General features: G+C 42.4%; 22 protein-coding genes and 1 pseudogene. 21 read left to right on the top strand and 2 right to left on the bottom strand.

Annotated elements, in window-relative coordinates; genetic code table 11:
• The first annotated feature begins 18 nt into the window (after nucleotides 1–18).
• The 20 genes and pseudogenes from IRB79_RS14590 (at nucleotide 19) to IRB79_RS14495 (ending at nucleotide 18,440) form a co-directional block, all read left to right on the top strand.
• Nucleotides 19–555, top strand: a complete 537-nt coding sequence (locus tag IRB79_RS14590; protein WP_243503194.1) for a gamma carbonic anhydrase family protein — start codon at nucleotides 19–21, stop codon at nucleotides 553–555.
• A gap of 168 nt (nucleotides 556–723) precedes the next feature.
• Nucleotides 724–1,554 (top strand): ABC transporter ATP-binding protein, encoded by an 831-nt coding sequence (locus IRB79_RS14585; RefSeq protein ID WP_243503193.1) that lies wholly within the window; start codon nucleotides 724–726, stop codon nucleotides 1,552–1,554.
• A 23-nt stretch (nucleotides 1,555–1,577) separates the two neighbouring features.
• On the top strand, nucleotides 1,578–2,852 hold the full coding sequence (larA, locus tag IRB79_RS14580; RefSeq protein ID WP_243503192.1) for a nickel-dependent lactate racemase: 1,275 nt from the start codon (nucleotides 1,578–1,580) through the stop codon (nucleotides 2,850–2,852).
• A 35-nt stretch (nucleotides 2,853–2,887) separates the two neighbouring features.
• Nucleotides 2,888–3,907, top strand: coding sequence for a nickel pincer cofactor biosynthesis protein LarC2 (gene larC, locus IRB79_RS14575; RefSeq protein ID WP_243503191.1), 1,020 nt, complete (start codon nucleotides 2,888–2,890; stop codon nucleotides 3,905–3,907).
• A 234-nt stretch (nucleotides 3,908–4,141) separates the two neighbouring features.
• Nucleotides 4,142–4,975, top strand: a complete 834-nt coding sequence (larE, locus tag IRB79_RS14570) for an ATP-dependent sacrificial sulfur transferase LarE (RefSeq protein ID WP_243503190.1) — start codon at nucleotides 4,142–4,144, stop codon at nucleotides 4,973–4,975.
• Nucleotides 4,959–5,750: a nickel pincer cofactor biosynthesis protein LarB gene (gene larB / locus IRB79_RS14565; RefSeq protein ID WP_243503189.1), complete on the top strand. Its 792-nt coding sequence runs from the start codon at nucleotides 4,959–4,961 to the stop codon at nucleotides 5,748–5,750. Before larE ends, larB begins: the two co-directional genes overlap by 17 nt.
• A complete protein-coding gene (locus IRB79_RS14560; protein WP_243503188.1) occupies nucleotides 5,731–6,669 on the top strand; it encodes a nickel pincer cofactor biosynthesis protein LarC in 939 nt (312 codons plus the stop codon). The genes larB and IRB79_RS14560 overlap by 20 nt, the downstream gene beginning before the upstream one ends.
• A gap of 119 nt (nucleotides 6,670–6,788) precedes the next feature.
• Complete coding sequence (locus IRB79_RS14555; RefSeq protein WP_243503187.1) at nucleotides 6,789–7,775, top strand: Gfo/Idh/MocA family protein; 987 nt, start codon at nucleotides 6,789–6,791, stop codon at nucleotides 7,773–7,775.
• A gap of 262 nt (nucleotides 7,776–8,037) precedes the next feature.
• Nucleotides 8,038–9,102, top strand: a complete 1,065-nt coding sequence (locus tag IRB79_RS14550) for a M14 family zinc carboxypeptidase (RefSeq protein ID WP_243503186.1) — start codon at nucleotides 8,038–8,040, stop codon at nucleotides 9,100–9,102.
• A 256-nt stretch (nucleotides 9,103–9,358) separates the two neighbouring features.
• The gene (locus IRB79_RS14545) at nucleotides 9,359–9,472 is read left to right on the top strand and encodes a YezD family protein (protein ID WP_064497444.1); all 114 of its coding nucleotides are present in this window, start codon (nucleotides 9,359–9,361) and stop codon (nucleotides 9,470–9,472) included.
• A gap of 104 nt (nucleotides 9,473–9,576) precedes the next feature.
• The gene (locus IRB79_RS14540) at nucleotides 9,577–10,293 is read left to right on the top strand and encodes a phosphoadenylyl-sulfate reductase (RefSeq protein ID WP_243503185.1); all 717 of its coding nucleotides are present in this window, start codon (nucleotides 9,577–9,579) and stop codon (nucleotides 10,291–10,293) included.
• Nucleotides 10,294–10,308: 15 nt separating this feature from the next.
• A complete protein-coding gene (locus tag IRB79_RS14535) occupies nucleotides 10,309–11,373 on the top strand; it encodes a sulfate permease (protein WP_243503184.1) in 1,065 nt (354 codons plus the stop codon).
• Nucleotides 11,374–11,399: 26 nt separating this feature from the next.
• The gene (sat, locus tag IRB79_RS14530) at nucleotides 11,400–12,545 is read left to right on the top strand and encodes a sulfate adenylyltransferase (protein ID WP_243503183.1); all 1,146 of its coding nucleotides are present in this window, start codon (nucleotides 11,400–11,402) and stop codon (nucleotides 12,543–12,545) included.
• Between the two features lie 12 nt (nucleotides 12,546–12,557).
• Nucleotides 12,558–13,157, top strand: a complete 600-nt coding sequence (gene cysC / locus IRB79_RS14525) for an adenylyl-sulfate kinase (RefSeq protein ID WP_243503182.1) — start codon at nucleotides 12,558–12,560, stop codon at nucleotides 13,155–13,157.
• Between the two features lie 308 nt (nucleotides 13,158–13,465).
• Nucleotides 13,466–14,242, top strand: coding sequence for a uroporphyrinogen-III C-methyltransferase (gene cobA, locus IRB79_RS14520; protein ID WP_243509423.1), 777 nt, complete (start codon nucleotides 13,466–13,468; stop codon nucleotides 14,240–14,242).
• A 56-nt stretch (nucleotides 14,243–14,298) separates the two neighbouring features.
• Nucleotides 14,299–15,051 carry a sirohydrochlorin chelatase gene (locus IRB79_RS14515; RefSeq protein WP_243503181.1) on the top strand — a complete coding sequence of 251 codons (753 nt, stop codon included), beginning with the start codon at nucleotides 14,299–14,301 and terminating at the stop codon, nucleotides 15,049–15,051.
• On the top strand, nucleotides 15,032–15,640 hold the full coding sequence (locus tag IRB79_RS14510) for an NAD(P)-dependent oxidoreductase (RefSeq protein ID WP_243503180.1): 609 nt from the start codon (nucleotides 15,032–15,034) through the stop codon (nucleotides 15,638–15,640). The genes IRB79_RS14515 and IRB79_RS14510 overlap by 20 nt, the downstream gene beginning before the upstream one ends.
• Nucleotides 15,641–15,743: 103 nt before the next feature.
• Nucleotides 15,744–16,844, top strand: a complete 1,101-nt coding sequence (locus tag IRB79_RS14505) for a sugar diacid recognition domain-containing protein (protein ID WP_243503179.1) — start codon at nucleotides 15,744–15,746, stop codon at nucleotides 16,842–16,844.
• A 234-nt stretch (nucleotides 16,845–17,078) separates the two neighbouring features.
• Nucleotides 17,079–17,285: pseudogene (locus tag IRB79_RS14500) on the top strand (GntP family permease); the annotation flags it as partial.
• Nucleotides 17,286–17,306: 21 nt separating this feature from the next.
• Nucleotides 17,307–18,440, top strand: a complete 1,134-nt coding sequence (locus IRB79_RS14495) for a glycerate kinase (protein WP_243503178.1) — start codon at nucleotides 17,307–17,309, stop codon at nucleotides 18,438–18,440.
• 132 nt (nucleotides 18,441–18,572) lie between these two features.
• On the opposite strand, the gene IRB79_RS14490 is transcribed toward IRB79_RS14495, so the two are convergent.
• Entirely contained in the window at nucleotides 18,573–19,595 is a 1,023-nt protein-coding gene (locus IRB79_RS14490; protein WP_243503177.1) for a DUF1646 family protein, read from the bottom strand.
• A 216-nt stretch (nucleotides 19,596–19,811) separates the two neighbouring features.
• Nucleotides 19,812–19,976 (bottom strand): hypothetical protein, encoded by a 165-nt coding sequence (locus IRB79_RS14485; protein ID WP_243503176.1) that lies wholly within the window; start codon nucleotides 19,974–19,976, stop codon nucleotides 19,812–19,814.
• Nucleotides 19,977–20,224: 248 nt separating this feature from the next.
• Between IRB79_RS14485 and IRB79_RS14480 the strand changes: the two genes are divergently transcribed.
• Complete coding sequence (locus tag IRB79_RS14480; protein ID WP_243503175.1) at nucleotides 20,225–21,385, top strand: MFS transporter; 1,161 nt, start codon at nucleotides 20,225–20,227, stop codon at nucleotides 21,383–21,385.
• Nucleotides 21,386–21,393: the final 8 nt, after the last annotated feature.

The raw sequence follows: 21,393 nt of genomic DNA, 5'->3' as shown, positions 1-21,393 counted from the left end.
GAATAGGAGATGTGTTAAATGGTATATGATTTTGAAGGCATGAAGCCTGATGTCCATGAATCGGTTTATTTGGCCCCAAATACGTATGTGATTGGAAATGTTAAGCTGGAAGCGGATGTATCCATATGGTTCAATACAGTACTTCGAGGGGACAACGACTCTATTAAAATTGGAAGCGGTACCAATGTTCAGGAAGGAACTATGATTCATGTAGATGAAGGATTTCCCGTTAACATAGGCAAAAACGTTACGATCGGACATAACTGTGTTATTCATGGCTGCACCATTGAAGATGGAGCGCTTATAGGCATGGGAGCCATTGTCTTAAACGGCGCACATATTAAGGAAGGTGCTGTTGTCGCCGCTGGTGCTGTGGTAGGAGAAAATAAAGTTATTGAAAAAAATACGCTTGCTGCTGGTGTTCCTGCAAAGTCATTAAAACCAGTTAATGATGAGTTGAAAGTGCGTATTAGTGAAGGGGCAAATTTTTATCAAAAAAATGGAGTAAGATTTAGCCGTAATGGTATAACTTCTGAGCTTACTAGCCATATTTAGACAGAAAATTCCATGAAATCTAAAAAATATGAGCTGAGACACAGGATTTCCTTTATGTTTAATGGAAACCAATTAATAGTGTCTTCAGCTCTCTTTAGCTTAAAAGACTAATAGATAGTTGAATGCTTCACTCAGTTTACCACAAGATGGAGCAGAAGGAGGATCACGATGAGTCATACAGAATGCAGCAGTGTTATCTCACTGGAGCAGATCAGCTGGAAAAGGAATGGAAAACAAATTCTCAATCATGTTTCCTGGGAGGTGCAAAAAGGGGAGCATTGGGCGCTTTTAGGATTAAACGGATCCGGTAAAACGACTATCCTTAATATGATTACCGGTTATCTATGGCCAAATGGGGGGCAGGTTTCGGTATTAGGCCATCTATTCGGCAAAACCAATATACCTGACCTTAGAAGGTCCATTGGATGGGTTAGCACCTCCCTGGATGATAAATTTCAGTTTCGCCCTGCTGATACGGCGCTTGAGATTGTATTAAGCGGTAAATTTGCATCTATTGGTTTGTACGAAGATATTTCTCAAAATGATTTGGATAAGGCAAAATTCTTGATGAGGGAATTTGGCATCAGCCATGTGGAAAATCAAACCTTGACTTCTCTTTCTCAGGGTGAAAAAAGAAAGGCAATGATAGCGAGAGCACTGATGTCTTCGCCGCGGCTATTGATATTGGACGAACCATGCAATGGACTTGACATTTTTTCCAAGGAAGAATTGCTGGCATCTATTGAGAAGATGATGTCCAATCCAGGTGGTCCCACCATCATATATGTAACCCACCATATTGAAGAGATTGTCCCATCCATATCGCATGTAATGCTGCTGAAATCCGGCGAAGTAGTTGCACAAGGAGATAAAAAAACTATCATAACAGAACAAAGACTGGAAGAAACGTTCCGTGTTCCTCTATCTGTGGAGTGGGAGGATGAACGCCCCTGGATTAGAGTCAAATCATCCAAATTATCGATTAGTGCAGGCAAGTAATCATCAAAAGGAGGTAAAGTATCTTGGAAATCAAATTGGCATATGGGAAGAAAGGACTTCCTGTCTATCTGCCAGATCATACAGCAGTCATTGAACCTGTCCATATTCCTGGATTGGTGAACGAAAAGGAAAATGCAATTGAAGCAATGAGAAATCCAATTGGAACAATGCCATTAAAAGAAATGGTGAAAAGCACGGATACTGTTTCAATTGTAATCAGCGATATGACACGGCCTACACCCAACCACAAGCTGGTTCCGTGGATCATGGAGGAATTAAATCATGTTCCTGCAGAACAATTTGTCATAATTAATGGCACTGGCAGCCATCGTGATAACACCAGGGAAGAGCTTATTCAAATGCTTGGTGAAGACATTGTCAATCATGTCCGGGTCATTAATAATAACGCATTTGACCAATCCACACAGACCTACCTGGGGACAACCTCATATGGGGGTGAAGTTTACCTTAATAAAGAATATTGTGAAAGTGTTTTTAAAATCGTTACAGGGTTTATTGAGCCTCATTTTTTTGCAGGTTTCAGCGGCGGACCAAAGGGTATCATGCCCGGAATTGCTGGAATTGAGACGATTATGCATTTTCATAATGCCAGAATGATTGGAGATAAAGACAGTACATGGGGAAAAATTGAAGGCAACCCGGTTCAGGGAGAAGCTACAGAGGCAGCCCTAATGGCAAAACCGGATTTTATGTTAAATGTAACTATGAACGGTGATAAGGAGATTACAAACTATTTTGCAGGGGATGTCATTTTGGCGCACAGGGCAGGATGCGAATATGTCCGGGAACATTCGATGGTGGCATGTGAGGAACCATTCGACATTGTTATCACAAGCAACAGCGGCTATCCTTTGGACCAGAATTTATACCAGGCAGTGAAGGGGATGAGCGCTGCACAAAAAATTGTGAAAAATGGCGGTGCCATTATCTGTGCTTCAGAATGCAGTGACGGCCTGCCGAATCATGGGAATTATGCAGAAATACTAAAAATGAAAGCAACACCACAAGAAATTTTAGATATGATCGAGAATCCCGCTTTTTCTATTTTTGATCAATGGCAAGTGCAAAAGCAGGCAATTATTCAGGTGTGGGCTGATGTATATGTATATTCAAGCTTAACAGATGAAGACATTAAAAATGCCATGTTCCTGCCTTCTTCCTCCATTGAAAAAACGGTGGAAGAACTGCAGCAAAAACACGGGAGAGATATAAGGATTGCTGTTATGCCTCTTGGGCCATTAACCATCCCCTACATTAAAGAGTCTGTTAAAAGCTGAATATGAAATATTATCAAGAACCTGGGAGAGACAAAATGATTTTATTGGCAGATGGTTTCGAAAGAGCAAAATTGAAAGACATATTCTATTCACTTATTCAAATTGAAGAATATCAGCATCCAGCTATTAAGTATCGTTTAGATGGACCAAACATAACGTTTCATGCTGAAGATCATTTATACCAGCAGTTAAGTGATGAAATGGAGCCAGGTTTTTTTTTCGACGATTATTTTGAAAACAACCAGGAAGAGCTCCTGGCTGCCATTTCTATTGTTTCATGGATAAAACATTATCATTCAATCAAATTGTACTGTTTTCCTCATGAGGTTCCACTCTCCACCTTGCAGGAAAACATACGATTAGAATCGCTGGAACTGACTTTTACAACTGAACACAAGGAAATAGAACGGGCTTCAATAAAACTCCTTAAAGTCCTAATTATGAATGAATTAATCAGATACATAGATCAAGAGGATCTGCAGGACCAGAGGCTAAAAATTCAAAAGCAATCAACTATATTTTCTGATTGCGGTCGTGAGGGCAAATTAACTTTGGCTGAAAATCTGAATGATGAACAAAAAAATTCTAGCCATTCGAGTGAACATATCGACAGAAATATGTGCATCCTACAGGCTAATATTGATGACCAAAACCCTGAAATCCTTTCGTTTGTAATGGACAGATTATTTGAAAACGGTGCAAATGATGTGTTTTTTCAGCCAATCATCATGAAAAAAGGAAGAAATGCTGTCACGATTAATATTCTTTGTTCTCTTGATGACATAGAAAAAATGGAAGACATCCTATTCAAGGAAACTACAACGTTTGGCGTTAGAAGGCTGTCTGCTGCTGTACATCGGCTGGGCCGCACTTTTGATAAAGTAAATACACCATGGGGACCAGTAAGTGTGAAAAAAGGCTTGTATAAGGAATCAATTTCTCAAATCTCCCCTGAATTTGAGGAATGCAAGTCCGTTGCAATTAAACATCATATCCCTCTAAAAACGGTATATGACTGGGTTACACAGGAAGTAAATAAGAATTGGGGACTTTAAATGATGAGTAGTTGGCTTTTGGTTTCGGGACGGTAATTGGCATGTTATCTTTTTCTGCGTTATTAAGCGTTCCGGTTATAATTGCGAAGAAAAGAAATGGAATCAGCAGGAATATCATCAAAATATCAGGTGTTATAAGCTTTTGTTTTGAAATCTATTATATGTACAACTTAGGATTTACAGAAGGACTGTTTACATACTGGCTTTAAACATAAATGAAGGGAGCGAAAAGGAATGAGAGAAGAAATAGATCAAAAAAATGAGCAGCTGGGGAAAATTCTGTCCGATATGGGGAGTGTTTTAATCGCATTTTCAGGCGGGGTAGACAGTGCATTTCTTTTAGCCAGGGCACAAGAGGAGCTTGGGGAAAATGTCCTTGCTGTTACAGCCGCTTCAGAAACTTTTCCGCAGCGTGAATTTAATGAAGCGGTAAATCTTGCAAACGAGCTAAAAGCGAATCATTTTACAATAGAAATAAAAGAATTCGAGAATGAGAATTTTGTAAAAAACGATAAGAACAGGTGTTATTTCTGCAGGTTTGGATTATTTGAAAGACTGGTCAAGATCGCAGAGGAAAAAGGCTACCCATATATATTGGATGGGACCAATGCCAGTGATGCAGGTGATTACAGGCCTGGAATGAAAGCAACAAGAGAAAAAGGGGTTAGAAGTCCATTAAAAGAAGCTGGCTTAACCAAAGACGAAATACGCAGTCTCTCAAAGGCAATGGGGTTAAAGACATGGGAGAAGCCTTCATTTGCCTGCCTTTCATCCAGAATTCCTTACGGTACGAGAATAACAGGAGCTGCTATTAATAAACTTGATCTGGCAGAACATTTTCTGCTTACAGAACTCGGGTTTTATCAGGTGCGAGTCAGATATCATGATAAGGTGGCGCGAATAGAAGTAAATCCGGATGAAATAGAAAAGGTGCTTTTATATAGGGAAGAGATAAACATTCGATTGAAGGAAATTGGATTTACATATGTATCACTTGATTTGGAAGGATATCGGACTGGCAGCATGAATGAAGTATTAAAAGGAGAGCTTCATGGACAAGCAAAATAATCTTGAAGAGATTCTTATAAAAGTTAAGGAAGGTACAATTGATATTGATGAAGCAAAAGATCAATTAAAGACCTATGAAAACCTTGGGTTTGCCAGATTAGATTTTCATAGGGAAAATAGGCAAGGCTTCCCTGAAGTGATTTATGGAGAAGGAAAAACAGCATTTCAAATCATAGAAATTATAAAAGGGCTGCAAAAAAGGCACCGCCGTATCTTAGGAACTCGGATTTGTATGGAAAAAGCTGAAATAATAATGGAACATGTATCGGATATAGAATATAGCCCTTTGGCAGAAACGATATTATGGAAGAAAGCAAATGAACCTGAAATTTTATATGAAGGTTATATTGCTGTTGTTTCTGCTGGTACTTCTGATTTGAAAGTAGCTGAGGAAGCTGCAGAAACAATAAGGGCTATGGGATGTCAAACGATTAGAATATGTGATGTTGGAGTAGCTGGAATCCATCGTCTGCTGGATCAGCTGGAAACAATTCAAAATGCAGCTGTCTCAGTTGTTGTTGCTGGTATGGAAGGTGCATTGCCTAGTGCGGTGGGCGGTTTAGTCGACCATCCCGTTATTGCAGTGCCTACGAGTATTGGATATGGAGCGAACTTCGGAGGATTATCTGCCCTGCTCTCGATGTTAAATTCATGTGCATCCGGCATTAGTGTCGTGAACATTGACAACGGTTTTGGCGGAGGCTACAATGCTGCGCTTATCCATCGAATGGGAAATAAAAAAAGGAGACTGGAGAATGAAAACTCTCTATTTTGATTGCGTATCAGGCGCCAGCGGTGATATGATTATCGGCTCGCTCATCGATCTTGGTGCTGATGCCATACATTTAAAGCAGGAACTTCTAAAGCTTGCCATTGGTTCTGAATATGAAATAACCGTAAAAAAAGTAAATAAAAACGGCATTACAGCCACCAAATTTGACGTGATATTGAAGGAAGAACCTAATCAATCTCATTTTCAGCACCATGATCCCAGTCATGAACATACACACGACCATGGGCAAACACAGGATCTTCACGAAGAACGTTCACATAATCACCATAGCCATGAAAGTCATGAACATACACGCGACCATCATTGCGATGAAGGACACGGACATTCGCATGATCACCACCTTGAAGACCATTCTCACGCTAATCATGCTCACAGCCATTCACATCACCACCGGACCTTTTCTTCCATAAAAAAGATGATTGAAGAATCCACTTTACAAGAAGATGTGAAGTCACTTTCAATCACAATTTTTCAAAAAATTGCTGAAGCAGAAGGTAAAATACATGGTGTTTCCATTGATAAAGTACATTTTCATGAAGTGGGTGCAGTTGATTCCATCATTGACATTGTAGGTACTGCTATTTTAATTTGTTCTATCAAACCTGATCTAATATCTTCATCATCTTTACCAGTTGGAACTGGAAAAATAGCTATTGATCATGGAATCTATCCTGTACCGGCACCTGCAACACTTGAAATTTTAAAAGGAGTGCCTATAGAGCAGAGTAACATTCGCTTTGAATTAACTACTCCAACCGGAGCTGCCATTATTGCTGTTCTTGCTGAACAATTTGGGAGCATACCTTCTATGACTGTTGAAAGCATTGGATATGGTGCCGGGACTAAAACATTCCCTTCATATCCAAATGTCATTCGCACGATAATTGGGCATTCGGATTAAATGAACCTTGAATGGAAGACTGATATTATCAGGCTTCCATTTTAATTGCTTGCTTTTTATCTCAATTTGCTTAAAAATGAGAGGATAGTTACGCCACGATAGAAATTGGAGGAATGGTTTTGATTCGTTTTGGAGTAGTAGGCACTAACTGGATTACAGAAAGATTTTTAAAAGCGGCACTGCAGGCTGAAGATTTTCAGCTGACTGCTGTTTATTCACGTACAGAAGAAAAAGCAAAAGAATTTGCAGGCAAATATGGTGTGGAGAGGACTTTTACTGATTTAAAGACGATGGCCGCAAGCGGCGAAATCGACGCCGTTTATATTGCGAGCCCAAATTCCCTGCATGCTGAACAGGCGGTCATTTTTATGAAAAACAAAGTTCATGTTTTATGTGAAAAGCCGATTGCCTCTAATGTAAGGGAACTGCAAACTATGATAGCTGCGGCCAGGGACAACAACGTTCTTCTCATGGAAGCCCTAAAGTCTACCTTAATGCCTAACTTTCTGGCGGTAAAAGAAAATCTTCATAAAATCGGACAGGTACGCAGGTATTTTGCAAGTTATTGCCAATATTCTTCCCGTTATGATGCCTACAGGCAGGGGACTGTGCTGAATGCATTCAACCCGGAATTTTCGAATGGTTCAATAATGGATATCGGGATTTATTGCATATATCCGCTTGTGGCGTTATTCGGTAAACCAGAAGAGATTAAAGCAGCAGGCTATAAGCTGGAATCCGGTGTTGATGGGGAAGGTAGCATTGTCCTGAAATATCCGGACATGGATGCAGTCATTATGTACAGCAAAATAACCAATTCAAGTCTGCCCGCTGAAATTCAAGGAGAAGAGGGTAATATTGTTATAGATAAAATAAGTACGCCTGAAAAGGTTGAATTGCATTATCGGAACGGAGAGAAAGAGGATCTCACTCAGGACCAATTAAGTGATTCTATGTATTACGAAGCCAAAGAATTCATCCGTTTGGTTCAGGCTGGAAAGACTGAATCTGATATCAACTCCTTTGCAAACTCCATGATAACGATGGAGATAATCGAAGAAGCCCGAAGGCAAATTGGTGTTGTCTACCCGGCAGATCAAAATTAAAGGAAAGGACCGGACATTCTATTGTTCGGTTTTTTTTAGTTCTTTTTACATATAAATAAAAGGGATTTTTTGGGATATTATCACTCAACTAGTAATATTGGATTAAGTTTACACATTATTTCGTCATTAAACTACTCTTTTTATACTTATTTCGGTATGCGAAATTTGTCAAAAGAATAGGCATCATACTCTATTATCACTCTTCAATTAGTTCACTAGAATTAATAGTGAAAGATAACTATTAATTTGGGGGTATGAATTTATGACTTTGAAGAAAAAAGTTCTTTCTGTATCGCTATCTGGTTTAATGGCTTTGGGTGCAGTTACGGCAGTGGGCATGCCTGCAGGTGCCGTAGGGAATGGGCCGGGCACGGGAAATGGGTCCATTCAGACTTCCATTCTGCATACATATGATAGTTTAACAGAGTATTTAAAAACGCAGGATGCCAAGCAGGAAGCCATGCAGCTTGAAGTGATTGGCCAGACTGTAAAAGGCCGTGATATTTACATGGCAAAATACATATCCAATCCTGAAAATCCGACGATTCTTTTTCTGACTCAGCAGCACGGGAATGAGCAGCTGACAACTGAAGGAGCGATGGAGTTTATTAAGCACCTGGGCACCGGCAAGACAAGCGGGGTCCTTAAAGATGTCAATATTCTTGTGATACCTATGCTGAACGCAGATGGAGCAATGGGAGATGTGAACTTCTCACTTGACGATTACCTTGCCGATGGCGATCGCCATTTAACCCGCTATAATGCAAACCGTGTAGATTTGAATCGGGAACATGATAAAGATACAAGCAAAATGGAGCCGGAAGCACGTGCTCTCCATGAAAACGTGTTCCAAAAATACAAAATCGATTACATGATCGATCTTCATCATCAGGGTACCTTAAGTGAAACAGAAGGAAAGCTTGTATCCGGATCAATTCTTTACCCAACTAACAGCAATGTAAAGCCTGAAGTACTTGAAAAGTCCAAAAAGCTGGGTTCAGTTGTGTTTAATGCACTTCACCATACAGGCTGGGGCCATATTGGAAAATATGTCGGCGGAACAGGTGAAAACATTGGCCGAAACGGCGCAGCTGTCCGTTACGATATTTCCACCCTGCTTTTTGAAATGCGCGGAATGTCCGACCACAACTATGAGCCTTATGCCCTTGGACAAAAGAGCAACGGTTATCTCATCAAGCAAACAATCACGACACTCGATGCGACAGTAAAAGCAATAGCAGATGGTTCAATCAATTCTGCTGACACAAGCTTCTGGGATACATTGCCTGAGCAGACAACAAGACAAGACGAAGAAGCTGATGAGTAAAAGAGCTGCATCCCCGGCAATTGCCGGGGATGTTTTTTTGTTGTAAAAAACCTTTATTCAGTGAAGAAAAGCCCATTTATAAGATTTTTATAATTTTCTTTAAATAAGTTGTTGACAATTCCTATGGGTATGGTAGGATTAATCTCAACATCACAAAAAATAAACTAAAAAACTTATACTTTCCAAGACTAAAAAAAGGAGGCGAGCCTCACTGAAACAGGCTGACTGGGAAGAGTTATCTGCACACTTAAAGCAGATGCTCGGGAGCATTAAATTCGGATCGATCACATTGGTCGTCCAGGATGGCAAAGTCATACAACTTGAGAAGAACGAAAAGGTTCGTCTTCAACCAAATAAGCGCGCTGACTAGACAAACTAGAGGCGGTTTTTCTTCCTGAAGGATTTTTTCAGGCGGAAAGACTGCCTTTTTTGGTTGAGAAAAAATTTTCAAGAAAGTGAAAGGAGTACTGCAAGATGAGCACTGCAGTGACATATGAAAATTGGAATCAGATCTCTGATGCATTCCCAATTGATGATAAATTAAAAGGCGCCCGCAAAGTGTTGGAATGGGCATATGCAAATTATCCAGAAGACAAGATTGTCTATGCATCGAGTTTCGGGGCTGAAGCCATTGTGCTGATTGACTTAATCCAGGAAATCAAACCAGATGCCCATATTGTCTTTTTGGACACCGGGCTTCACTTCCTTGAAACCTATGAATTGATAGATAAGATCGAGGTACGTTTTCCAAATCTTCGGATCGAGCGAAAAGAACCCAAGCTGACACTCGACCAGCAAGCAGCAGAATACGGTTCGGCACTGTGGAAAAGGGAACCCAATTCATGCTGCGAGATCCGCAAGGTGATTCCATTAAGAGAAGCATTAACACCAAAGCAGGCATGGATCTCTGGCCTTCGGCGGGAGCAATCGCCTACAAGAGCGAATACTCAATTCCTAAACAAGGATGAAAAGTTCAAGAATATCAAAATCTGCCCGCTGATTCACTGGACATGGGATGAAGTTTGGGCCTATATCAGGGAAAAAGACCTGCCATACAACACCCTGCATGACAATGGATATCCAAGCATCGGCTGTTTTCCCTGTACACAGGCAGTCGATGAAAATGGCGATTCCCGTGCCGGACGATGGTCTGGCACAGGCAAAACGGAATGCGGCCTTCACACCAGCTAGAGGGAGGATGATACCATGCTTACGATTATAGCGGTCACAGTCGGTTTATTTTTCGCCATGAATATCGGGGCAAGCGGAGCAGCAGCATCCATGGGGATCGCGTATGGTTCAGGTGTCCTAAAAAACCGCATGTTAGCTCTTGTTCTTTGCGGATTGGCCGTTTTCTTCGGAGCATGGCTTGGCGGAGGAGAAGTGGTAAAGACAATGGGAAGCGGTATTGTTCCTAAAGAGACCTTTACAGTAGCCATCGCGCTGATTGTGATTGCATCTGCCGCTTTATCGCTGTTTCTGGCAAATGTATTCGGCATCCCGCTGTCTACCAGTGAGGTGACTGTCGGTTCTGTTGTTGGTGCAGGAATCGTCTACCAATCCGTATTTGCCGGAAAGCTTGCCTGGATAGTCATGTTCTGGCTGCTCACTCCATTTGCCGCTTTTTTAATTGCCATAGCGGCAGCCGCTTTTTTAAAGAGAAACTTTATACAGAACCTGATTAAAAAGCCTAAGGCAACTCCGATTTTAGCCATACTCGTCATTTTTATGGGCGTGTTTGAAGCATTCTCGGCAGGCATGAATAATGTTGCCAATGCAGTCGGTCCGCTTGTAGGTGCAGGCATTATGAGCACAGGCAGCGGAATCTTCTGGGGCGGGCTGTTTGTCGCTTTAGGAGCCATTTTACTGGGGAAAAATGTCCTCGAAACGAATGGCAAAAAGATTACAAAAATCCGTCTTGAAGAAGGCTGTGTCATTTCAGGAACAGGAGCAGGAATTGTTACGATTGCTTCCGTTTTTGGAATTCCTGTCCCTTTAACGCAAATCACTACTTCCTCCATCATCGGAATCGGATTTGTAAAGCAGGGACGGTCAGTTTTCAAGAAGGACATCGTCATTCAGCTACTAGTCGTTTGGGTGGTTTCACCAGTATTATCGATGGTCCTATCCTATACGCTCATCCAGCTGCTCATTGAACAAAATGTATATCCGGTGATTGCCATGGCCGGTGTGCTAATCTCCGTATTTGGAGTGAAATTCTTAATGAATAAGGCACCAGCCGCTGCAAGCCCGATAACTGAAAAAAAGTAAATCTGAAAAAGAAAGGTTGATGAAAAATGGCTCTGCCGAAACCTCATGGAGGAAAATTAATTCAAAGCTACAATCCAAATTATGACCTGACAGGAATTGAAAAAGAAATTTTAATAGATGCCATTGCACTGAGTGATCTGGAACTTATAGGTGTTGGCTTATTCAGTCCTCTTACAGGTTTCCTTGGAAAAGCAGACTATGAATCTGTTGTTGAAAAAATGAGATTAGCAGACGGAACCATTTGGTCTATTCCGGTTACACTGCCGGTTTCAGCGGAAAAAGCCAAAGAGCTTACAGCCGGTGAGAAGTTTAAGCTGGTTAACGAAGGTGAAGTGTACGGAGTCATAACTGTATTAGAATGGTATGAGCCTGACTTAAGGAAGGAAGCGAGCGAAGTCTACAAGACGGAAGAGCTGGCACACCCAGGAGTGAAAAGGCTTTTTGAACGCGGTCCGGTTTATGTTGCCGGCGAGGTAACGCTGATTAAAAAACCTGGTAAAGGCGTAGCAGAGGATGTATGGTTTGAGCCTAAAGCAACAAGGGCACTGTTTGAAGAAAAAGGCTGGAAAACAGTGGTTGGCTTCCAGACAAGGAACCCTGTACACCGGGCACATGAATACATCCAGAAAGCAGCATTGGAAACGGTGGATGGGCTATTTTTGAACCCGCTTGTGGGTGAAACAAAATCAGATGATATCCCTGCTGATGTCCGTCTTAAGAGCTACCGGGTTCTTCTGGAAAATTACTATCCAAAAGAGCGCACACAGCTGGCTGTCTATCCCGCAGCAATGAGATATGCGGGGCCGCGTGAAGCAATCTTCCATGCCATTGCAAGGAAAAACTTCGGCTGCACACACTTCATCGTCGGAAGAGACCATGCCGGTGTCGGCAATTATTATGGCACATATGATGCGCAGCATATTTTCAGCCATTTCACAGAAGAAGAGCTTGGCATCAAACCGCTGTTCTTTGAGCACAGCTTTTACTGCAACAAGTGCGAAGGCATGGCATCTGATAAAACCTGCCCTCACAGCAAAGAAGACCGCGTCATTCTTTCCGGCACAAAGGTAAGGGAAATGCTCCGGAACGGGGAGCTGCCGCCATCCACTTTCAGCCGCAAAGAGGTAGTCGAAGTGTTAATTGAAGGCATGAGAGAAAAAGAAACGGTATAAGGGGCGGATATAATGACAAAAGCAACAAATATCACCTGGCATGACGCTGCGATCACGAAGGAAGACAGACGGGCACAAAACGGCCACGGAAGTGTGGTCCTCTGGTTTACCGGCCTATCAGGCTCAGGCAAATCAACGATTGCAAATGCTGTATCCCATGAACTGTTTCGCCAGGGCATCAATGAATATGTACTGGACGGCGACAATGTCAGACACGGCTTAAATAAAGATCTTGGCTTTTCAGAAGCCGACAGAAATGAAAATATCAGGCGTATTGGGGAAGTCGCGAAGCTGTTTGTGGACAGCGGCAAGATCGTCACAACTGCCTTTATCTCTCCATTCCGGTCGGACAGGGAAACGGTTAGGGCGCTGTTTGAAGAAGGAGAATTTATTGAAGTCTTCATTGACTGTCCGCTCGAAGAATGTGAACGGCGGGATCCGAAGCAATTATATGCCAAAGCCCGGCGCGGGGAAATTAAGGATTTTACAGGAATCGATTCCCCCTATGAAGCGCCTGAACAACCTGAAATTACGGTCCGATCTGACCAGTACACAGTAGAAGAAGCAGTCGGGCAGATATTAACACATTTGCGTGAAAAGAATATCCTATAAAGTGAAACTTCAATCAGTGGGAGTTTTTCCCGCTGATTGTTAGTTGAACCAATCGGGCCTTTACGGGCAGTTGGACCCCCACTTATCCTCCATTGATTCTTCTGAGTCTTGAAGTGGGGATCTTACTGCCCGTTAGACTGCGATAAAAACCGGGAGTCTCTTTCTAATAGGAGACTCCTTTTCTGAAAAAATAATTCCTACTATTTCACCCTGAAAAATGGTATTATAGAAAACAATTAGATTATTAGCTTAGGAAAAGCGTTAAAATGCATATATTAAAAGACATTACAGAAAGGGCGGTCATGGGAATGACGGGAAAAGTTTTTTTAGTAGGTGCCGGTCCGGGAGATCCGGAACTTATGACTGTTAAGGGAATGCGCTGCCTGCAGGAGGCAGATGTCGTTCTATATGATCGTCTCGTGAACCGGGAACTGTTAAACCATGCAAAAAAAGAAGCACAGCTGGTGTATTGCGGCAAGCTTCCCAATCATCATGTCATGAAGCAGGAAACCATCAATCATCTGCTTGTAAAATATGCAAAAAAAGGTTTGCTGGTTTGTCGGCTAAAAGGCGGGGATCCATTTGTATTCGGCAGGGGCGGGGAAGAGGCAGAAGAGTGTGCCAATAATGATGTGCCATTTGAAATTGTGCCTGGAGTCACTGCAGGAATCGCGGCATCTGCTTATGCGGGGATTCCTGTAACACACCGTACCTTAAGCAAAAGTTTCGCTTTTGTCACCGGACATCAGGCCGGAAACGAAGAAGCCGAACACCAGTGGGCCCACCTGGCGCATGCTGTTGACACGATTTGTGTGTATATGGGTGTTTCCCACTTGCCTAATATTGTAAAAAATCTCATTCATAACGGAAAATCCACTCAAACACCAATCGCACTCGTACACTGGGGAACTCTTTCAGAACAGCGGACCGTAACGGGCACGCTTGCTAATATTGAGAACAAAGTGAAAGAATCAAACATCACCAATCCAAGCATGATTGTCATTGGTGATGTGGTAAAAATGCATCACAAAATCAATTGGTTCGAAGATGAAATTGCGCCTCATCTCCCTGTGGTGCATGGATAGGGATAGGTTACGATTAAGCAGAATTAAGAAAGTCCATCAAGGAAAGGAGCCGCCAAATGAAAGCTGTCCTATACATCGGCCATGGCACGCGTTCTAAAAAAGGTGCTGCCGAAGCAAATCTTTTTATCGGGAGTGTCATGAAAAAGGTAGACGCTCCTATACAAAAGCTTTGTTTCCTTGAATTAGCAGAGCCAGACATTGAGGCTGGATTTGAATACTGTGTCCATGCGGGAGCAGCAGAAATTGTAATTGTGCCTCTGTTTTTGCTGGCAGCGGGTCATATTAAGCAGGATATCCCTGAAGCGCTTGCCCCTTTAATAAAAAAATACCCGGCCATTACTGTTAGGATGGCGGATCCGTTTGGAGTCCAGAACAGTATTCTTGACGCAATTGCAGAGCTTACGGCAGATGAAGCTCAGCCAATCCGTTCTGATGATTCGCTTTTAATTGTGGGAAGAGGAAGCAGTGACCCTTCTATTCTTAAATCCTTTGACTCAATCAAAAGGGGAATCAGCCAGCGGCTTGGTGTAAGGAATGTGCAAGTCTGCTATTTGGCAGCTGCTTCCCCGTCCTTCAAGGCTGGACTTGATTCCATTTGCAATGGTGCCAGCGGGAGGGTCATTGTCATCCCATATTTATTATTCCCGGGGCTTTTATTGAGTGAGGTAATCAGAGAGGTAAATAGGAAAATAAGAGCAGACTGCTCTGTGAAACTAACTGATACATTAGGACGGCATAGGGCTATTCAGAATCTAGTCGCTGAAAAAGCGAATGGAGAGGAGAATGTGAATGCAGCCGTTATTCATTAATTTAACCAGCCAGAAGATCGTCATTGCAGGCGGCGGCAGAATTGCCTGTCGAAAAGCGAAAACCCTTGATGGAGAACGAGCCCATATTACGTTTGTTGCTCCTGTTTTTTCAGACGAAATCATTCCTTTCGCCCGTCAAAGAGGATATGAGCTCATTCAGCGGGAAGCGCAGCCTGAGGATTTTAAAGATGCTTTTTTATCGATTCTGGCCACAAATAATCGTGATACCAACCAGCATCTGGCAAAGTCGCTGGATCCATGTCAGCTTGTCTGTGTTGTCGATGAAGCAGGAGAAGGAAATGTAGTCTTTCCGGCAGCTGTAAGGCGCGGACCGCTTCAAATCGCTGTCACCTCTAATGGTGCAAGCCCAAAGCTGACCCGAAAGCTAAAAAAACAGCTGGATGAACAATTTGATGAAAGCTGGACGGGTTATTCAGAATTTCTCGCAAAATGCCGTGAACATATTAAAAAACTTTCTATCCATTCAGCTGAGAAAAATGGACTTCTCGCCGAATTGCTTGATGACCGCTATCGCCTGTCGGAGGATGAGCGGGAAAGTAAATGGGCATATCTGAACTCATTAAAATAATCAACTCCTCAACCGTGTCCTGACACACGGTTTTTTATTTTGTTTATTGTGCAAATCTACTATGGTACATTGATAGTAACGAAACAGGAAGGCGGCGGGGATTGTGCATTTTTTATCCTATGAACTCGCTCAGGGAATAGTGGAGCGGACTATGAAAATCCTGAACAAAAACATAAATGTTATGAACGAAGAAGGCGTTATTATCGGTTCAGGTGATAAGGAAAGGATCAATCAGGTTCATGATGGAGCTCTGCTGGTCCTGAAAAAAGGTGAAAGTGTGGAAATTGATGAAAGAAGTGCCGCCGAGCTTAAAGGGGCCAAGCCTGGAATCAATCTTCCCATCCGTTTTCATAATCAAATTATTGGTGTAGTCGGCATAACGGGGGAACCGGAGCAAATCAGGAATTTCGCAGAGCTTGTTAAAATGGCAGCAGAACTGGTTTTGGAGCAATCGTTTCTGCTGGAGAGAGTACAATGGAAGCAGCGTCTCCAAAGTGAGATTGTGAACCTGCTCATTTCTGAAGAACCCATAAATGAAGCGTGGTTAGAAGAGAGGGCCGGCTTCCTGGGATATGACCTGAAAATCCCGAGAACCGTGATTGTGCTCAAGCTGCACGAAGAACTGGGAACCATGAATCAAAAGCTTATCAATGACATCCATTTTGAATTGGGAAAACAGGATTTAACAGGGGTTACGTTCAATAATGAAATTGTCATATTAAAAGCAGGGGAGCATTCAGAACAAGTCGCTGCTTTAAAGAGGATTGCCGGCCTTTCAAAGAGGAAAGCAGCAGTTGCTATTGGAAACACATCGGAGAACATAAGCGGCTTGAAGTCCTCCTATCGGCATGCGCAGCAGCTGACTGTCCTTGGCCCAAAGATTCATCGTGACGCCGCTTATTACAGTTATGAAAATTACTGGCTGGAAATAAAGCTATCCATGCTCGCCCAAAAGGAAGAACATACATTTTCTTTTTATGACCGGCTCCTTGTCCAGGATAAAAAAGGGGAGCTGGCACATACTCTTGATGTTTTCATAAAAGAGGGAGGAGATCTTGGCAAAATAGCGGATCACTTATTTATTCACCGCAATACCCTGAGATACCGTCTGGATAAGATAACTGAATTTACTGGAAAAGACCCCCGCAATGTGAAAATGTTATTCGAACTTTATGTGGCGAAATTAGTAAATGATTTAAGATAATTGTGCAATTGCACAATTAATAGAGAGTTCTAGTCGTTTTTTTCATCATCATCCACGATGTAATAGAAAAGGCAAACCGCTTACAATAGATTTATAAGCAAATCATCATGGGAGGGCTAAATGTGGAGGTAACTGTAAGCGCTTTAGGAGCAATAACAGCCTTAGTCATTGCCATACTATTAATCTTGAAAAAAGTTCAGCCTGCTTATGGAATGGTAGCAGGTGCCTTAATAATCAGCGCTTGCAGGCGCTGCCATGATCCATGCGGGAGCTACCGTACTGGTTCATTTGCCGCACGGAAGATTTTTCCATGCAACTGCGGGAAGTGTCAATATGGATATTAAGGAGCGCTTGAAGCTGATGCCATATGAATCGCTTATCGGTTTAACTCTTGCAGTCATTTCTACACTTATATTTGGAGTCTTTAAGCTTTTTGGCTAATAGAAAGGGAGAGGATCAAATATGAAAATCGTGATTGCCCCGGATTCATTTAAGGAAAGTTTATCGGCACTTGCGGCTGCTGATGCCATTGAAAGAGGTTTTAAATCTATTTTTCCCGAAGCAGATTACAGAAAATTGCCGATGGCTGACGGCGGAGAGGGAACGGTCCAATCGCTTGTTGATGCAACGGAAGGTTCGATCATAGAACGAACAGTTACAGGACCTCTCGGGGAACCTGTTAAGGCATTCTTTGGATTAATGGGGGATGGAAAGACAGCAGTCATTGAGATGGCAGCTGCGTCAGGCCTGCATTTGGTTCCTTCAGAAAAACGCAACCCCTTAATTACATCAACCAGGGGAACAGGAGAGTTAATCGCAGCCGCATTGGACTTAGGTGTTCAGCACATCATTATTGGAATTGGCGGAAGTGCTACAAATGATGCAGGGGCAGGAATGATTCAGGCCCTAGGCGGAAAACTTCTTGACAAAACTGGCAGCGAAATCCGACCAGGCGGAGAATCGCTTGCACAGCTTGCAGCAATAGACATGTCAGGTCTTGATTCAAGGCTACGTAATGTCCATTTCGAAGTGGCCTGTGACGTTGATAACCCATTGACTGGTCCAAAAGGAGCCTCTGCTATATTTGGGCCGCAAAAAGGGGCGACACCCGAAATGGTACAGATACTGGATCAGAATTTAGGACATTTTGCAGATGTGGTCGAAGACGCCCTCGGCAAACCGTTCCGCCATATTGAGGGGGCAGGTGCTGCCGGAGGAATAGGCGGAAGTCTGCTTGCCCTTTTAAATGCAGACTTAAAAAAAGGGATCGAAATCGTCCTTCATGCCGTAGACTTTGAAAATGAGGTAAAGGATGCGGATCTTGTCATTACTGGAGAAGGAAAAATTGACAGCCAAACCATATATGGAAAAACGCCTATCGGTGTGGCTAGAGCGGCAAAGAAACATGGAATACCAGTAATCGGTCTTGCAGGTTCTTTATCTGACGACAGCGATATTGTGCATGAACACGGAATCGATGCTCTATTCAGCATTGTCCCAGGCATTGTAACCCTTCCGGAAGCTTTGGAGAAGGCAGAAATTTATATGGAAAGAACAGCGAGGAACATAGCTGCCAGTATGAAAATGAATGGGTAATTATTATGAGAGGCTGCGGCATGCAGCTTCTATTTTTGTTTTTAAAGATATAATAAAAATGTTATGTAAACAAAGGTCCGTGCAATGCGGCCTGGACGGAGTGAAAATAAAAAGGACTGCCAGCAGCCCTTTTCAATTTCCCGACACTATAATAAGTACAAAATATCCAATCATCGTAATCAACCCAAAAGGAACCCCGAATACTGCCCACTCTTTACTCGTAATCTGCAGTTTACCAGCAGCAATAATATTGGGAATATTCCCGGGAATGAGCATTCCGCCGCTGATCAGGAGTCCAAGAAGAATGGATTGAACGGTAAAATGGTCCATTGATGGGCTAATTTCAGCAGCTGCAAGTGTTGCATTGTCCAATACAGCCGAAATCATATTGATCCAATATAATAAAAGCGGATTTAAACCTATTAAAAAGTGGTTGATTAACGGTTCAAAACCAGCCCCAAGCATAGTCAAGCCCATGACAAAGAAATATATTTTTAAAGCCCTGACAAAGATTTCTTCATAGTTTTCTCTGGCAGGCTTTTTAGTAAAGGATGCTTTCCCTGAAACAGGAGGCTTAACAGCCAGTGCGGCAATAATTCCGAAAAATAGGAGGGCAATGGTGATTTGCGGTCCAACCAATTCCATCAAAAAGAAGAAGTCTTCTTTCATTTTACTGATTGCAATGGTGGAAAGCGGTTCGCCAATCGGCGTCAATGCTGCGCCCAGGCCAATCGAAAAACAGGCGAGTACGGTCAGCCTGATTTCAGAGCTTCTGTCCAGCCGCAGAGCACTGACGATTAATACAAGAACTAACGCAGCGATAATAGCTGTAATAACACTTGAAATTAACCCAAGAAAAATGACAGTCAAAGCTGCAAATAAACGAAAAGGCATAATCCGGCTTACTGAGAGTATGCTTCTTTCCAAATTTGCCTGAAACCATTTAAACAGCAGTCCTGCAATAAAGACAGCAAGAGTAATTTTTAAAGGTTCCTGTGCTGCTTTTACAAAAAGTCCGCTATTCAGTACTCCGCTTGCCATTGCAGCTAAAAGCCCCATCACAAATAAAAACATCTCCAGATTTTTTTCCACAAACTCAGAAAGAAAAGGCATGACAAGTACAATAATGAAAATAACCACTAACAAATAAATCATAAATCCTGCTCCATTTGGTTATTTTCCAAGTTAAACACAAGGAATACTACATGCATATGCTGGGCATCGGACAAACTTGCCAAAAGAAAAGCGGAAGCGCCTTGCCCACCCCCGACACCTCGAGGGGGTAGGCGCTGGAGCTAGACAGTTATCGAAGTACAAAAATATAATTTTAATATTAAATAATCCCTGCCGGAGACCCGCAGGGATTATCACTTAGTTATAGTCATTTAAAACTGTTCCAGTAAGATCAAATTCAGGTTCAATGCTATTTATGGCAGTTGTGTCAGCAGGAGTTGTACCGGCAGGCTGTATTTCGTCAATCACAGATGATGTTAGAGGGGATAAACTGCGCTCTTTCTTTGCTTGATTGTCCAACAAATGAATCAACTCCTTTACAGTATTTGTTATTTAAATTCCTATTTAATTGTTATATTCAAACATGAAATTTATGGAAGTTGTTTTAGTAAGGTATTTATATTTTATCCCAAAAAAGAAATAATATTTACAAAATAGCATTTATTATTTTTAGATTATTCTTTCCTTTGAGCTAAAGCTATTTGGTATGTTAAGATGTTATTTTATAAAAATTTTAGAGAACAGCATGAATACTAGAGAGGAAGTTCAGCTTGGATAAACGCATCTATTTATTAGCAATCATATCGTTTGTTGTTGGAATGGTGGAACTGATTATAGGCGGGCTGCTGGATCTTGTAGCTTCAGATCTCGGTGTCAGTTTGGGTCAGGCGGGTCTGTTAATTACAGTATTTTCGCTCGCCTTTGCCATTGCTGCGCCTGTCCTGCTCACGATAACGGTTAAAATGGAACGTAGCCGTTTAATGATGATATCATTGGCTGTATTTTTGGCCGGAAATATTGTTGCCGTATTTAGCCCGCTTTACAGTATATTATTAGTTGGCCGGATTTTAGCGGCAGCAAGCGGCTCACTGCTCATCGCATTATGTATGACAATGGCTTCCTACATCGTCTCAGAAGAATATCGTGCCCGTGCCATCGGCATCGTCTTTATGGGAATCAGTGCATCCCTTGTGCTAGGTGTCCCCATTGGATTGATGCTTGGAAATGTTTTTGGCTGGCGCGCTCCGTTTGTACTCATATCTGCACTGACAGTCATATCAATGGCAGGCGTTCATTTCTTTATGGGCAAAGTTGCTCCAAAGCCCGCCGTTCCAATAGGAGTCCAGCTTAAAACCCTGAAAAGCCGCAAAATCGCTCTAACACAGATAACATCGTTCCTTTTAATGACTGGCCATTTAACTTTTTACGGTTACCTTACTCCATTCCTGAAGATGAAAATGGGGCTTGATGGCAACTGGGTCAGCATTGTTTACCTGATTTTCGGAATTGCCGCCGTAATCGGAGGGGGCATCGGCGGTCTCCTGGCTGACCGTTTTGGTGCAAAATCTGTTATTTTGACTCTTCTGGCCATGTTTGGGATTACCCTTTTCTCATTGCCATTCGCCGCTTTTTCTCTGCCCGTTTTCCTGATCACGGTAGTCATTTGGAGTATGCTCAGCTGGGCGATCACACCGGCCATACACAGCTATTTAATTGAAGTAACACCAGAAACTTCTGATATCCAGCAAACATTGAACAACTCCGCAGTTCACATGGGAATGGCATTCGGAAGCATGATCGGCGGCATCATGATCGAGACAACCTCTGTAGAATACAATGCAGCAGCAGGCAGTGTTTTTATTATTATTGCTCTTGGCACTGCAGTTCTTTCCATGGCTAAAAAAGAGAGAAGGACCGCTGCAGCTGAATAGATTTGATT

The organism is Cytobacillus oceanisediminis, from assembly GCF_022811925.1.
Lineage (GTDB): Bacteria > Bacillota > Bacilli > Bacillales > Cytobacillaceae > Cytobacillus > Cytobacillus oceanisediminis_D.
The sequence above is the reverse complement of the archived record's forward strand: the minus strand, read 5'-3'. Positions and strand labels throughout refer to the sequence as shown.

Excerpts from the sequence above, each read along its gene's own strand:
- IRB79_RS14545 (WP_064497444.1), top strand. The coding sequence starts at position 9,359 with ATGCTCGGGAGCATTAAATTCGGATCGATCACATTGGTCGTCCAGGAT.
- cysC (WP_243503182.1), top strand. The coding sequence starts at position 12,558 with ATGACAAAAGCAACAAATATCACCTGGCATGACGCTGCGATCACGAAG.
- IRB79_RS14510 (WP_243503180.1), top strand. The coding sequence starts at position 15,032 with ATGCAGCCGTTATTCATTAATTTAACCAGCCAGAAGATCGTCATTGCA.
- IRB79_RS14550 (WP_243503186.1), top strand. The coding sequence starts at position 8,038 with ATGACTTTGAAGAAAAAAGTTCTTTCTGTATCGCTATCTGGTTTAATG.
- IRB79_RS14495 (WP_243503178.1), top strand. The coding sequence starts at position 17,307 with ATGAAAATCGTGATTGCCCCGGATTCATTTAAGGAAAGTTTATCGGCA.
- IRB79_RS14560 (WP_243503188.1), top strand. The coding sequence starts at position 5,731 with ATGAAAACTCTCTATTTTGATTGCGTATCAGGCGCCAGCGGTGATATG.
- IRB79_RS14585 (WP_243503193.1), top strand. The coding sequence starts at position 724 with ATGAGTCATACAGAATGCAGCAGTGTTATCTCACTGGAGCAGATCAGC.
- IRB79_RS14490 (WP_243503177.1), bottom strand. The coding sequence starts at position 19,595 with ATGATTTATTTGTTAGTGGTTATTTTCATTATTGTACTTGTCATGCCT.
- IRB79_RS14590 (WP_243503194.1), top strand. The coding sequence starts at position 19 with ATGGTATATGATTTTGAAGGCATGAAGCCTGATGTCCATGAATCGGTT.
- larC (WP_243503191.1), top strand. The coding sequence starts at position 2,888 with ATGATTTTATTGGCAGATGGTTTCGAAAGAGCAAAATTGAAAGACATA.
- cobA (WP_243509423.1), top strand. The coding sequence starts at position 13,466 with ATGACGGGAAAAGTTTTTTTAGTAGGTGCCGGTCCGGGAGATCCGGAA.
- IRB79_RS14515 (WP_243503181.1), top strand. The coding sequence starts at position 14,299 with ATGAAAGCTGTCCTATACATCGGCCATGGCACGCGTTCTAAAAAAGGT.
- larB (WP_243503189.1), top strand. The coding sequence starts at position 4,959 with ATGGACAAGCAAAATAATCTTGAAGAGATTCTTATAAAAGTTAAGGAA.
- larE (WP_243503190.1), top strand. The coding sequence starts at position 4,142 with ATGAGAGAAGAAATAGATCAAAAAAATGAGCAGCTGGGGAAAATTCTG.
- IRB79_RS14540 (WP_243503185.1), top strand. The coding sequence starts at position 9,577 with ATGAGCACTGCAGTGACATATGAAAATTGGAATCAGATCTCTGATGCA.
- IRB79_RS14535 (WP_243503184.1), top strand. The coding sequence starts at position 10,309 with ATGCTTACGATTATAGCGGTCACAGTCGGTTTATTTTTCGCCATGAAT.
- sat (WP_243503183.1), top strand. The coding sequence starts at position 11,400 with ATGGCTCTGCCGAAACCTCATGGAGGAAAATTAATTCAAAGCTACAAT.